The 13,480-nt window shown below is 60.0% G+C and carries 12 protein-coding genes; 7 read left to right on the forward strand and 5 right to left on the reverse strand.

Going from position 1 to position 13,480, the window contains the following annotated elements:
* Positions 1 to 72 precede the first annotated feature (72 nt).
* Positions 73 to 438, forward strand: a complete 366-nt coding sequence (gene folB / locus ASB65_RS12695; protein WP_003502532.1) for a dihydroneopterin aldolase — start codon at positions 73 to 75, stop codon at positions 436 to 438.
* The gene (folK, locus tag ASB65_RS12700) at positions 422 to 958 is read left to right on the forward strand and encodes a 2-amino-4-hydroxy-6-hydroxymethyldihydropteridine diphosphokinase (protein WP_060724127.1); all 537 of its coding nucleotides are present in this window, start codon (positions 422 to 424) and stop codon (positions 956 to 958) included. Before folB ends, folK begins: the two co-directional genes overlap by 17 nt.
* Before the next feature lie 14 nt (positions 959 to 972).
* On the opposite strand, the gene ASB65_RS12705 is transcribed toward folK, so the two are convergent.
* From ASB65_RS12705 to ASB65_RS12720, 4 genes are all read right to left on the reverse strand, one after another.
* Entirely contained in the window at positions 973 to 1,533 is a 561-nt protein-coding gene (locus ASB65_RS12705) for a hypothetical protein (RefSeq protein ID WP_003502534.1), read from the reverse strand.
* Between the two features lie 129 nt (positions 1,534 to 1,662).
* Positions 1,663 to 2,742 (reverse strand): YcjF family protein, encoded by a 1,080-nt coding sequence (locus tag ASB65_RS12710; RefSeq protein ID WP_060724128.1) that lies wholly within the window; start codon positions 2,740 to 2,742, stop codon positions 1,663 to 1,665.
* Entirely contained in the window at positions 2,739 to 4,217 is a 1,479-nt protein-coding gene (locus ASB65_RS12715) for a YcjX family protein (protein WP_060724129.1), read from the reverse strand. Before ASB65_RS12715 ends, ASB65_RS12710 begins: the two co-directional genes overlap by 4 nt.
* A 128-nt stretch (positions 4,218 to 4,345) precedes the next feature.
* Positions 4,346 to 4,822, reverse strand: a complete 477-nt coding sequence (locus ASB65_RS12720) for a SixA phosphatase family protein (RefSeq protein WP_050816408.1) — start codon at positions 4,820 to 4,822, stop codon at positions 4,346 to 4,348.
* Between the two features lie 302 nt (positions 4,823 to 5,124).
* Here ASB65_RS12720 and dksA point away from each other — a divergent pair, with 302 nt between their 5' ends.
* Positions 5,125 to 5,544, forward strand: a complete 420-nt coding sequence (gene dksA, locus ASB65_RS12725) for an RNA polymerase-binding protein DksA (protein ID WP_003496274.1) — start codon at positions 5,125 to 5,127, stop codon at positions 5,542 to 5,544.
* Positions 5,545 to 5,652: 108 nt separating this feature from the next.
* On the opposite strand, the gene ASB65_RS12730 is transcribed toward dksA, so the two are convergent.
* Positions 5,653 to 6,897, reverse strand: coding sequence for a flagellar biosynthetic protein FliO (locus ASB65_RS12730; protein WP_060724130.1), 1,245 nt, complete (start codon positions 6,895 to 6,897; stop codon positions 5,653 to 5,655).
* 235 nt (positions 6,898 to 7,132) lie between these two features.
* Between ASB65_RS12730 and ASB65_RS12735 the strand changes: the two genes are divergently transcribed.
* The 4 genes from ASB65_RS12735 (at position 7,133) to clpA (ending at position 13,319) form a co-directional block, all read left to right on the forward strand.
* Entirely contained in the window at positions 7,133 to 7,405 is a 273-nt protein-coding gene (locus tag ASB65_RS12735) for a hypothetical protein (RefSeq protein WP_060724131.1), read from the forward strand.
* Between the two features lie 174 nt (positions 7,406 to 7,579).
* The gene (gene cckA, locus ASB65_RS12740) at positions 7,580 to 10,162 is read left to right on the forward strand and encodes a cell cycle histidine kinase CckA (protein WP_060724132.1); all 2,583 of its coding nucleotides are present in this window, start codon (positions 7,580 to 7,582) and stop codon (positions 10,160 to 10,162) included.
* A gap of 282 nt (positions 10,163 to 10,444) precedes the next feature.
* The gene (gene clpS, locus ASB65_RS12745; protein WP_003502541.1) at positions 10,445 to 10,801 is read left to right on the forward strand and encodes an ATP-dependent Clp protease adapter ClpS; all 357 of its coding nucleotides are present in this window, start codon (positions 10,445 to 10,447) and stop codon (positions 10,799 to 10,801) included.
* Between the two features lie 10 nt (positions 10,802 to 10,811).
* Positions 10,812 to 13,319: an ATP-dependent Clp protease ATP-binding subunit ClpA gene (gene clpA / locus ASB65_RS12750; protein WP_060724133.1), complete on the forward strand. Its 2,508-nt coding sequence runs from the start codon at positions 10,812 to 10,814 to the stop codon at positions 13,317 to 13,319.
* The last annotated feature ends 161 nt before the right edge of the window (positions 13,320 to 13,480 follow it).

Consider the following 13,480-nt stretch of genomic DNA (forward strand, 5'->3'; position numbering starts at 1 on the left):
GAGTGCCGGAATGCCATGTCCCCAAGAGGGGGCGGCTTTCTGGAGAAACAGTCCTGCCATGGAGGCGATGCGATGAGCCGCTATACCATCATCCTGAAAAACTGTTCTTTCTTCGCCCGTCATGGTCTTCTTGAGCAGGAGGAGGTGCTGGGCCAGCGCTTTTTCGTCGATGCCGAGATGGAAGTCGAGGCGGGTGATGCGCTGGAAACCGACGATATCGAAAATACCGTCGATTACGGCGTGGCCTTTGCCGTCATCGAAAAAATCGTCGTCGGGCAGCGCCGTTACCTTATCGAGGCGCTGGCTAACGATATCGCCAAGGCGCTGCGTGCCCGTTATCCGCAGATCGTCTGGCTCAGGATCACGGTGCGCAAACCCTCCGCACCCGTTCCCGGCATTCTCGATTATGCGCAGGTCAGCGTTGAACACCGTGCCTGAGAAGAAGACCGTCGCCGCATTGGGCCTTGGCGGCAATATCGGCGATCCCGCCGCCGCCATGGCAAGGGCGCTCCGCGAACTCGATGCACACGAGGATTGCCGCGTGCTGGCCGTTTCCGGACTTTATCGCACGCCGCCCTGGGGCAAGACGGATCAGGCGGATTTCTTCAATTGCTGCGCTTTGGTCGAAACCTCGCTTTCAGCGCCCGCGCTCTTGCAATTGTGCCTTGATATCGAAAAGGGCATGAAACGCGTGCGGACGGAGCGCTGGGGCCCACGCACCATCGATATTGATGTGCTTACCTATGGGAATGAGTCTCTCGTAACGGAAAGCATTGAAGTACCGCATCCACGCATGACGGAACGCGCTTTCGTGCTGATGCCGCTCGCCGATATTGCACCCGATCTCGAAGTCAGGGGCAAGGCCGTGCGGGAATGGCTACGGCAGGCGGACAAAACAGGCATTGTCAGCGCAAACGAAAAGCGGGAGTGGTGGACACTCCCGCTTGGTGATGGCTGAGAAGAGTATGGCGTTTACGGCTTGATGGAGCCGACAGCGATCTGATCAATATCGCGCGCCAGTGTCACGCCGATGACCGGGATCATCTGGTCGGCGACCTTGACGGAAATGGTGATGTTCATCGAATTGTCTTTGGAGACGCGGGCGACCATGGCGCCGTTGAGCTTGGCGCGGTTGATGCCGACGACGACCTTGTCACCGCTCACCTGTCCGGAGGTGATGTCTAGTCCCTTGCCTTCGGCGCCGTCGAGGAACTTGCCCTCGTAGCTGTTGCCGTTCTGGCTGATGACGGCCGACATGGGCTGGCTGAAGACGCCGACGCGGCAGGTGCCGCCGAGCTTGATGCCGGTCTGCTTGTCGTCGAGCGGTTCGCCCGTCAGGTCGCAGGTGAATTTGGTGCCTTTGTATTTGCCGGCGACGATTTCGCCCGGACCTTTCCAGACACCGGCCACGGAGCGGAAAAACACGTCGTCGCGATCGCGCGATGCGGCATGGACGTCAGACATGCCGAAACCACCGCTGACGGACAATATGGCGGCAAGCCCGCCCACAAGCGAAAAGAAGCGCGAATACATGATACTTTCCCCGGCGAAGAAGCCTGTTCGATAGGCTGCAATCTACCGGCGGAATGGGTAATGCTTGGTTTATTTCACTCTCATTTGCGGCTTTGTCCGTAACCTTTTGAACCGTCAATGCCCGGTAGATCAGGCTTTTTCACCGGTTTTCCCCCCGCTTAGATCGGGTGTGAGGTCGGACATGAAATCGCCGATCCCCGGACGCTTCACCGCCCTGAACGGCAGCGGACGGCACAGATCCATCGCCGCAATGCCGATTCGCGCCGTCATCAGGCCGTTGATGACGCCTTCGCCGAGACGTGCGGAGAGTTTCGAGGCAAGGCCGTGACCGAGAACCTGCTGGGCAAGGCCGTCGCCGACGGCAATCGACCCCGTGACGGCGAGATGTGCGACGACATCCCGCAGAAGCTTGAGCATGCCGAGCGTGCCGGGGCGGCCGCCATAAAGCTCCGCCATGGCGCGCACCAGCCGCGTGACTTCAAACAGCACGTAAGCGAGATCGACCACAGCGCGTGGGCTGACGGCAGTGACGACGGAGACGCGCTTGGACGAATTGAGAATCAGTGCCCGCGCTTGCCGGTCGAGCGGCACGAGCAGCTCGCGTTCGGCAAGCTCGATCAGATGCGGGCCGTCGATGACGTCACTTTCCGTTTCCTTCAGCGCCGCTCGCCCCTTGGCCGTTTCGGCCCGGTGGGAGAGGACGGCATTCAGGCGGGTGACGATGGCGCGGGCGGGTTTCGAGCTCTTGTCGAGACTCGCTGTTTCAGCGTCCGCCTTGAGAGACTGCACGGCATTGAGCCGCATGATGCCGAAGACTTCGCGGCCGACGAGGGCGAGAACTGCAAAAAGCGCCACGATGAGGGCGATTGTCGCGGTATAACCCAGCCAGTCGGAGCGGGAGAAGAGATTGCGGATAAGCTGATCCGCCCACAGCCCGAAGGCAAGCGAGAACAGGACGCCCAATGCACCGAGCGCGAGCTTGCCGAAGGAGAAACGGCTCTTCTTCGGCGTCGCCACCGGCAGCGCATTGGCATCTATGCCCTCGGGCGCCAGAAACGGATCGTCTTCGTCCGCCGTCAACGAAACCTCGGCGTCGAAGCTGCGCGGCGCGCGCTTCTGTGTGGCGGACGACCGTGTCGTCTCCTCGGTATCGAGCGTGAAAGCCGCGGGGCGGCGTGTCTGCGGATCGTTTTGTGTGGGAGCCTTCATGCGAGCTTGTCTCCGAACAGGAACTGCATGGCGCGGTCGAGCCTGATATGGGGAACGGAAAGCCGGATGCCGCCGCTGCCCGGCTCATCTATGTTCGGCGGGCGGAAGCGCACGACATTGACATCGGGCAGCGATGCCTTGTCGCCATCCCTATCGATGCTGCGGAACAGCGGTTCCGGATCCTCGGGCAGGTCGCCGGGAAAGATCGCCGTCTTGCGATTGCCATCGAAGGTCTCGCCATTGATGGTTTCACCTGCTATCGGCGTGCCGACGATGACAGGCAGCTCGTGGCCGTCCTGGCGCACGCTCGCCTCGCGGGTGGCGCGCACGGAAGCGAGCGCCATGACCTCGATGCCGGCGCCGTTCATGCCGATTGTCGTGATGGCGCGGTCCACCAGACGGCGGGTCAGGCGCTCCAGCCGGTCATGGCTTTCATGGTGCAGATGGTCGGCCTTGGTGGCGGCAATCAGCACCTTGTCGATTCGCCTGCCGATCAGCGACGACAGCAGGCTGTTGGTGCCGGGGCGGAAACAGGCAAGCACATCACCGAGCGCACGCCCCAGATCCTGCACGGCTTCCGGCCCGCGATTGACGGCCTGCAGCGTGTCGATCAGGACGATCTGCCGGTCGAGGCGGGCAAAATGCTCGCGGAAGAAGGGGTTGACCACAATCGACTTATAAGCGTCGTAGCGCCGTTCCATCATGGCGCGCAGCGAGCCCTTGGGCGCTTTCTCGTCGGTGAGGCCCGGAAGCGGCGCGAAGGTCAGTGCGGGCGACCCTTCCAGATCGCCGGGCATCAGGAAACGGCCGGGCGGCAGGGTTGAGAGTGATCTCTCGTCGGACTTGCAGGCTTTCAGATAGGCTGCGAAACTTTCGGCCAGACGTCGGGCCGTCATTTCGTCGGCCGGCGCGTTGATATCGAGCGAAGAGGCGATCGCCAGCCATTCCTGCGCCAGTTCGGCACGGACGCCGCTTCCGGCAAGGGCGACGGTCGCATCGCTGAACTGTTTGTAATCCTGCGATAGAAGCGGCAGGTCGAGCAGCCATTCGCCGGGATAATCAACGATATCAATGGAAAGCTTGCCGGCGGAAAACCACCGGCCCCAGCCGCTGGCGCTCTGGTAATCCAGCGTGATCCTGAGTTCCGATATCGCCCGCGTCGAATCCGGCCACAGCCGGTCGCGCACCAGCGCCTGAATATGATCCTCATATTGAAAACGGGGAATGGCGTCGTCCGGCTGCGGTTCAAGACGCACATTCGAGACGCGCCCGGACCGCATGGCCTCGAACAGCGGCAGTCGCCCGCCATTCAGAAGATTGTGGACCAGGGAAGAGATGAAAACCGTCTTTCCCGCCCGCGAAAGGCCGGTGACGCCAAGCCGCAATGTCGGATGGGTGAGGTTGCTCGCACGGTCGGCCAGATTATCGAAAGCGATCAGCGCGCTGTCTGTCAGGGACGTAAGAGAAGGCGACAATGGCAGTTTCCTGGCTGTGTTTAACGGTCACCGCTGCAATATAGGGAGCTGCGGCTGCCCAAAAAAGAAGCGCTTCAGCGGATTTTCAGAACGCCGCTCTGCAAAATTCTTATGAAAGGCCGCAGCGATTATTTGCCCGGTGCGAGGAAATCGACCAGCCGCCAGCGATTTTTACCGTTTGCGGCGCTGTCATCATGGTCGAGAACTGCAAGGCCCGATGTCGGAAAGCCCGAGGGCAGGGCGGCATGCAGCAGGTCCTCGCCGATCATCGCCTCCAGCGTCGCCTCCATGGTGGGGTTGTGACCCACCAGCATCACCGACGGCGCCTCCGCCTGAGCGGCGATAAGCGACAGATAGGTCTCGCTGCGCGCATTATACATCTCATCGACGTAGAAGATGTCTATGCCTTCGTTGAAGGCCCGTTGCCAGGCCTGCGTGGTTTGCCGGCAGCGCGCGGCCGTGGATGACAGAAGCAGATCGGGGCGGTAATGCCGGTCGGCGGCAAGGTCGGCGATGACCTCCGCCTCGGCAAAACCGGCTTCGTTCAATCCCCGGTCGAAATCCCGTTCTCCAGGTGCCGCCCAGGCGGCCTTGGCGTGGCGCAGAAGATAAACTCGGCTCGGGGAAGATGCTGTCAAGGGCGGGGACCGGCGTTCGAATGTCAGGGCACGGTATGAATGCTACAGGATAGGGTTGCAGGACCGCAAGTCCTCTTTCCTGTTGGTAAGTCGCGTTGACGTGATTGAAGAAGAGTTCGCTTCAATACGAATAAAGAATAAAAATTAGTCATTTAGATGATTTTTGTGTCAGTTTTAAAAATGCCTGAAAACTGATCTGCAGACTTGAATCGGCCACTATCATTGGAGTATACACCGCCGCATTGAGATGTTCTTCGAGGAGAATCGCGTTGAGTGAGAAGATCGATCTTAGCAAATATGTACTCTCGGAAGACGATGAGTTCATGAATGCCAGCCAACGGGCATACTTCCGCGCGAAGCTGGTCGCCTGGAAAAATGACATCCTTAGAGAAGCGCGCGAGACCCTCGGACATCTCGCTGAAGAAAGCGCCAACCATCCCGATCTCGCTGATCGGGCTTCTTCCGAAACGGACCGGGCGATCGAACTTCGCGCCCGCGACCGTCAGCGCAAGCTGATTTCAAAGATCGATGCAGCCCTTCAGCGGATCGAAGACGGCACTTACGGTTACTGTGAGGAAACGGGCGAGCCTATCGGCCTCAAGCGTCTGGACGCCCGCCCGATTGCAACGCTCTCCATCGAGGCGCAGGAGCGTCACGAGCGTCGCGAAAAAGTCTACCGCGACGAATAAGGCGCTGCGGCAAGCAGGCCTTCAAATCGCAGGCAAATAAAAAGGGCACGGAATTCGCTTCCGTGCCCTTTTTCTGTTCCGAACTTATGGTCGGAAGACCCGCGCCCGTCAGCGGTCACGGGTAACGGAAAGTTCTCCGAAGATACGCGCCATTTCCTTCTGCATGTCTCCATCCGGTGAAGCGCCGGTGACAGGCGGGGAGGCGGGCTGGGTCTTGGCCTGCTTTTCCGCGACAGGGGCGATGGACGGTTCGTTATCCGCCTCCTTGCTTTTGGCGATCTCCGCCTCGAGGAAGCTTTCGAAATCGCTGGCGAGCTCGTCGGAAAATTTTGGTTCGGCGTCGTTGGAAGCCACAGCCGGATTTTCAGGTCTGGGCGGAAACGGTGCGGGGGGCGTCGTCTGCCCTGGATTCAGGTCGGGAAGGACACGCTCCCGGGCCGCGTCGAGAAAATCAGCGGCGATGGATTGGTCGATCACCGGCTCGCGTGCGGCAAAAACCGGCGGGGCGAATTCCGCAGTCCGTTCTTCCGCCTTTGCCTGTACGGGCGTCTGTGCCGGGATCGGCGGTGCGACGGGTGCCGGGGCCGGCACGACAGGTTCGGCACGCCTGGGTTCCGTCCGGGCTGCGGCCATGTCGAGCGATGCGGCCGCCATGGGCAAGACGGCAGCAGCCGGAGCCGCAGCAACGGGTATTGGCGGCGGCGTGGGCCGAACTGTCTCCCGCTCGGGCGCTACCTGTCTTGCCGGCGGAACGGGTTCGCGCGCCGTTACAGGCGTGGAGACGGGTTGCGGCGGGGTTGGTGGGCGTGGCGGAACCTGAGCGGCTGCTGCTGCAACGGGTGCGGGACGCGGCGCAGGTGCCGGCGGCTCCGGCCGTTGTGGTTGCCTTGCGGGTTCTTCAGGCACGGAAACGGGGGCCGCAGCGGCAACGGGCTGCTGTTGCGGCAGGGCGGGGCGACGTTCCTGCTGGATCGTCGGCTCGGCTCTCTTCTGTTCGCTTTCCTGACGCGGCAGCGCCTTCAGTTCCGGCTCCTGCACATCCCTGACGATTGGGATCGCGCCTATGCCGCTTTCGATGACGATATCCGTCGGGCCGCCGATCATGACCAGATGCTCGACATTGTCGCGGCGCACCAGTACCAGACGGCGGCGCGCATCCACGGCCGTTGCGTCGAGAACCTGCAGACGCGGCTGCCGGTTGCGCCCGCCTCGAATGAATGGGGCCGAACCGCTGCGTCTGCGCATAAGCCACAGCGCAATCGCCAGAATGAGCAGGGCCACGCCCACACCAACAACGGCGACGATGAGACGGTTTCCATAGGTGCCGATAAAATCTTCCATCATGGAGATCATCCCTTCAGATTTTCTGGCTTTTTAATTTCTTGGGCAATTAATATTGCCGTGGTTCTTATAATGTGAACATCAAGCAGGAAAAGACGATTTTTTTAGGCGCGACACAAGGTTTATTCATTTCGCCCCACAGGATTGCCGCCTCAAACGTAGAAACGCCACCAAAGCGCCTCATCTCGTCCTTCAATGCTGAGAGGCAGTGAAAGTTGCAATTCTTTTGCCAAAGGAGCGGTTCTGAATGTTCCAAGCATTGCGCATTGACGGCTCTCTTGCCCGGCGTTTCATGGTTGTTTTGCTACTATCGCTTTTCGCGTCGCCGCATTCGATCGTGAGGGCCGAAGACAAGGCACCGGATCGCTCAGCGACCATGGCGGAGTTCGTGCGCGATAATCCCTCCTGCCTCGACTTCACTGACGGATGCTCGGTTTGTACCGTCGCTGACGGCAAGATCGTCTGTTCCGCGCCACGCATCCAATGTCAGGTGAAGGAGCTTACCTGTACCAGGCAGTAGTCTCTCAATGCTTTTATACACCTTTCAGGCCGTTTTCGCTGTGCGTTTTTAAGCCTTTGTGTCCTGGCGGAGCTTTTTGCCGGTCAAGCGAGTTGCTACAAGAAATTCTGCTGCCCGATTCCGTCAAGGAAATAAGGCTGACCGAATGACGACCTGCACGACTGCGAGGCCAAGATGACACGGGTGCGCGAGACAAGCGACAACGACCTTCCGCTGGTGGACAGGCGTGCCCGTTCCGGGACGGTGCTGCGCATTCTGCTTCTGGCGCTGGTTCTGATCGCGGCTGCCGCCGCCTTTGTCTATTTCAAGGATTCGCTGGAAAACGAAATCGTGCTCGGCATTCTCGGCGTGCTGGCGATGATGGGCATCTTCTTTCTGGTGTCGTCGATCATCGGCTTCATCGAGGTCATGCCGCAGTCGCAATCTGATGGGCTTGCCCGCCGCTTCCTGTCGGCTCACCCCGAAGGTACGCTGATTACCGACGCCAAGGGGCATATGGTTTATGCCAACGCCACCTATTGCCGCATGAGCGGCACCACGAAGGCGAGCGATATCCAGAGCCTCGAGACGCTTCTGTCGCGCAGCCGGGAATCCACCGAAGCGCTTTACCGGCTCATCAACGTGCTGCGCGAAGGCCGCGATGGCTACGAAGAATTTCGGCTGCTGAAACCGCTGGGCGGGGATTCCAATGCGGGGCCGCACTGGTACCGGCTGAAGGGCCGGGTGCTGAAGGATGCGGGCGGCGAGGGGCTGCACGTCTTCCAGATCGCCGACATCACGCCGGAGCGCGAGGATCAGGAGCGCTTTTTCCGCGAATTGCAGAATGCCATCGATTACCTCGATCATGCCCCGGCCGGTTTCTTTTCCGCCGGGCGCAAGGGCGAGATCGTTTATCTGAACGCCACCCTGTCCGAATGGCTCGGCATAGATCTCGCGCAGTTTTCACCCGGTTCGATGACCGTTTCCGACATCGTCGCCGGCGAAGGCATGGCGCTGATCGAATCCGTCCAGCCCCAGGGGTCTGCCAAGCGCACCGAAATCCTTGATCTCGACATGCGCCGCGTCAACGGCCAGAGCATGCCGGCCCGCCTTGTGCATCAGGTCACGGCAAAGGACGGCGCGCCGGGTGAGAGCCGGACCATTGTGCTTATGCGTCCGAAGGGGCAGGAGGACACCGAATCCTCCTCCGCCATGCGCTTTACCCGCTTTTTCAACAACACGCCGATGGCGATTGCCTCGCTCGACGGCGATGGCCGCATCCTGCGCATCAACGCGCCTTTCCTCAAGCTGTTCTCCGGCGTTGTCGGGCGCGATGATATCGACCGTGGCGTGGCGCTTGAAACCGTGCTTCACGACAACGAAAAGCAGCGGCTCGAACAGGCGCTGGCCGAAGCCAAGGATCGTCAGGGCGATATCGCGCCCTTCGATTCCCGTCATCCGAGCGACGAGGGCAGGCATTTCCGTTTCTACGTCAATGCCGTGATCGATCAGGATGATGAAGCCCCGGAAGAGGTGGCGATCGTTTACGCCATAGAAGTGACCGAGCAGAAGGCGCTCGAAACCCAGATGGCGCAGACGCAGAAGATGAATGCGGTGGGCACGCTCGCAGGCGGCATCGCCCACGATTTCAACAACGTGTTGACCGCCATCCTGCTGTCGTCCGACCATCTGCTGCTGCAGGCGAGGCCGGCCGATCCGAGCTTTGCCGACCTCATGGAGATCAAGCGCAACGCCAATCGCGCAGCGGTGCTGGTGCGCCAGCTGCTGGCATTCTCGCGCAAGCAGACCATGCGTCCGGCCATCCTCAACCTGACTGACGTGATCGGCGATCTGCGCATGCTGGTCGACCGGCTGATATCAGGCACCAATGTCAAGCTGGAAGTCGATTACGGCCGTGATCTGTGGCCGGTGAAGACCGACCTGTCGCAATTCGAGCAGGTGCTCATCAATCTCTGCGTCAATGCGCGCGACGCCATGCCTGACGGCGGCAAGATCACCATCAGGACGCGCAACGTCGACGAGAAAGAGATCGCAGCGCTTGGCCGTCCGGAATTCCCGGCAGAAGACATGGTGATGGTGGAAGTTGCCGATAACGGCACGGGTATTCCGCCCGAGATCATGGACAAGATTTTCGAGCCCTTCTTCACCACCAAGGAAGTGGGCAAGGGCACGGGCCTTGGCCTCTCTATGGTCTATGGCATCGTCAAGCAGTCGGGCGGTTACATTTATCCCGAATCGGAAGTGGGCAAGGGCACTGCCTTCCGTATCTACCTGCCGCGCCATGTGGTGGAAGCCGTTGCCGGCCAGCAGCCTGGTCAGGCGGCTCTCGCCCCCGTGGCCGCCCCCGAGCCCGTGAAGGAAGAACCGCTGGACCTCACCGGCAACTCCGCCGTCGTGCTTCTGGTGGAAGACGAGGAGGCGGTGCGGCGCGGTGGCAAGCGCATGCTGGAAACCCGTGGCTACACCGTGCACGAGGCCGGTTCCGGCACCGAGGCGCTGGAGGTGATGGAGGAACTGGAGGGCAAGGTCGATATCGTCGTTTCCGACGTCGTGATGCCGGAAATGGATGGTCCGTCGCTACTGAGAGAATTGCGCAAGTCCTATCCCGACCTGAAATTCATCTTCGTTTCGGGTTATGCCGAGGATGCCTTCGCAAAGAACCTTCCGGCGGACGCCAAGTTCGGTTTCCTGCCGAAACCGTTCTCGCTGAAGCAGCTCGCCATCGCCGTCCGCGAAATGCTTGACGACAAGGAGTAAGGCCAGCGGCGGCGAACCGGATTCGGCAGCGCTGAGACCTGTCGTACCCATTTGCGTCCGGCCTGAAAACATGCCGCCAATGCTGGCTCATGTCTTCCCGCGCTTTAGCTGCCTCCATATCCGCACTTTTCCCGAGGTTTGCCTCTTCGCAAACGCAATAGTGATTGCACCGTTTCGCAAGGGGCTTAAAATCGCGTCTTAACGACCTAGATATGAAGAGGCGAAGTTCTCCCTCCTGGCAAAGAACTGTCGGTTTGAGAACAGTTTGGAGAATGATGAAAGATGATCGCTAAGCCGATCTACATGCAGGGCGAGGGCGAAGGGGAAGACGGCGGCGGCACCAACCGCGGAACGTCTGTTATCACCCGCGTCAAGCCTAAGACGAAAAGACCGAATTTGTACCGTGTTCTTTTACTGAATGACGACTACACTCCCATGGAGTTTGTCATCCACATTCTGGAGCGTTTTTTCCAGAAGGATCGCGAAGCGGCAACCCGTATCATGCTGCACGTGCACCAGCACGGCGTGGGCGAATGCGGGGTGTTTACATATGAGGTCGCAGAGACGAAAGTAAGCCAGGTCATGGATTTCGCCCGACAGCACCAGCATCCGCTGCAATGCGTCATGGAAAAGAAATGAGGATCGCAACGTGCCAACTTTTTCCCCGAGTCTCGAGAAGGCGCTGCACCAGGCACTGACCTTTGCAAATGAGCGTCACCACGAATATGCGACGCTGGAACATCTCCTTCTGGCGCTGATCGACGACGCGGATGCCGCCGCCGTGATGGGCGCCTGCAATGTCGATCTCGATGCGCTGCGCAAGACCGTCAGCGATTACGTCGACAACGAACTGACCAATCTCGTCACCGGTTACGACGAGGATTCCAAGCCCACATCCGGCTTCCAGCGGGTCATCCAGCGGGCCGTCATTCACGTGCAATCATCCGGCCGCGAGGAAGTGACCGGCGCGAACGTGCTCGTCGCCATTTTCGCCGAGCGCGAAAGCCACGCCGCCTATTTCCTGCAGGAGCAGGAGATGACCCGTTACGATGCGGTCAATTACATCTCCCACGGCATCGGCAAGCGTCCGGGCACGTCGCAGACGCGCGCGCCGCGCGGTGCTGATGAGCCCGAAGGTGAAAACAAGGCGAGCCGCAGCAATCCCGAGGAAGAGGGATCTTCCGCCAAGAAGCAGCAGGATGCGCTGAAGGCCTATTGCGTCAACCTCAATGAAAAGGCGAAAAACGGCAAGATCGATCCGTTGATCGGCCGTCACGACGAGGTCAACCGCACGATCCAGATTCTCTGCCGCCGCTCCAAGAATAACCCGCTCTATGTGGGCGATCCCGGCGTGGGCAAGACGGCGATCGCCGAAGGTCTGGCCAAGCGTATCGTTGAAGGCAAGGTGCCGGAAGCGCTCGCCAATGACACGATCTTCTCGCTCGACATGGGCACGCTGCTCGCCGGAACCCGTTATCGCGGTGATTTCGAAGAGCGTCTGAAGCAGGTCGTCAAGGAACTCGAAGAGTATCCGGGCGCGGTTCTGTTCATCGATGAAATCCACACCGTTATCGGCGCGGGCGCCACCTCGGGCGGCGCAATGGATGCTTCGAACCTGCTGAAGCCGGCGCTATCGTCGGGTGCGATCCGCTGCATCGGTTCGACCACCTATAAGGAATATCGCCAGTTCTTCGAGAAGGATCGTGCGCTCGTGCGCCGCTTCCAGAAGATCGACGTCAACGAGCCTTCTATCGATGACACCATCGCGATCATGAAGGGCCTGAAGCCCTATTTTGAGGAATATCACCACCTGCGATATTCCAACGATGCGATCAAGGCGGCCGTTGAATTGTCGGCCCGCTACATTTCCGACCGGAAACTGCCGGACAAGGCAATCGACGTGATCGACGAAACCGGTGCGGCGCAGATGTTGCTGCCAGCGTCCAAGCGCCGCAAGCTGATAACCGAAAAGGAAATCGAGGTCACCATCGCGACGATGGCCCGCATTCCCGCGAAGACGGTTTCCAAGGATGACGAGATGGTCCTCGCCAACCTTGAAAAGGAACTGCGCTCGGTTGTTTACGGTCAGGATATCGCCATCGAGGCTCTCGCCACGGCGATCAAGCTGGCGCGTGCCGGACTTCGCGAACCGAACAAGCCGATCGGCTCCTATGTCTTCTCCGGCCCGACGGGCGTGGGCAAGACGGAGGTGGCCAAGCAGCTTGCCGCCTCGCTTGGCGTCGAGATGCTACGGTTTGACATGTCGGAATATATGGAACGCCATACCGTGTCGCGTCTGCTCGGCGCACCTCCCGGTTATGTCGGCTTCGATCAGGGCGGTCTTCTGACCGACGGCGTCGACCAGCATCCGCATTCCGTGGTGCTGCTAGATGAAATCGAGAAGGCGCATCCGGATATCTACAACATCCTGTTGCAGGTGATGGACCACGGCTCGCTGACCGACCATAACGGCAAGAAGATCGACTTCCGCAACGTCATCCTCATCATGACGACCAATGCGGGTGCGTCCGAAATGGCGAAATCGGCGATCGGTTTCGGCTCTTCACGCCGCACGGGTGAGGATGAAGAGGCGATCAACCGCCTGTTCACGCCGGAGTTCCGCAACCGTCTGGATGCGATCATTCCGTTCTCGCCGCTGCCGACTGCCGTTATCCACAAGGTGGTGCAGAAGTTCGTCATGCAGCTGGAAACCCAGCTCTCCGAGCGCAACGTCACCTTCGACCTGCACGAAGACGCGATCTCCTGGCTGGCGGAAAAGGGTTACGACGAAAAGATGGGCGCACGCCCGCTGTCGCGCGTGATCCAGGAGCACATCAAGAAGCCGCTCGCCAACGAAATCCTCTTTGGCAAGCTCAAGAAGGGCGGCGTCGTCAGCGTCACCGTCGGCAAGAAGGATGACGGCTCCGACGGCCTCAAGCTTGAGGTTCTGCCGGAAACCGCGCCCGTTAAGCCGCAGCCGGAGGCCGAACTGAAGGCGGCCAAATCGCCGGGCAAGGCAAAGGCAAAAACTGCTTCCAAGGCGGCAAAAACCAAGGAAGAGGCGGATGTCCTTGTTGCCGAGGCCGATAAGTCCGATGAGGCCAGCAAGCCGCGGCGCAAGACCAATACGGTGCCGAAAGTGCCGAAGAAAAAATGATCACGGTCTTTGATCTATAAACCGGTGCCGGGCGAAAGCCCGGCATTTTCATGTATGAAATGCGTCGCGTTTTACCTGATACCTGCGGCGCGTTTCATTTTTGTTTCATGCATGACGTTACCCCGAGGCCACGGCATTTTCGGGCGACATGCTCGAGTGGG

Origin of the sequence: Agrobacterium tumefaciens str. B6, assembly GCF_001541315.1 — a bacterium.
Taxonomy (GTDB): domain Bacteria; phylum Pseudomonadota; class Alphaproteobacteria; order Rhizobiales; family Rhizobiaceae; genus Agrobacterium; species Agrobacterium radiobacter.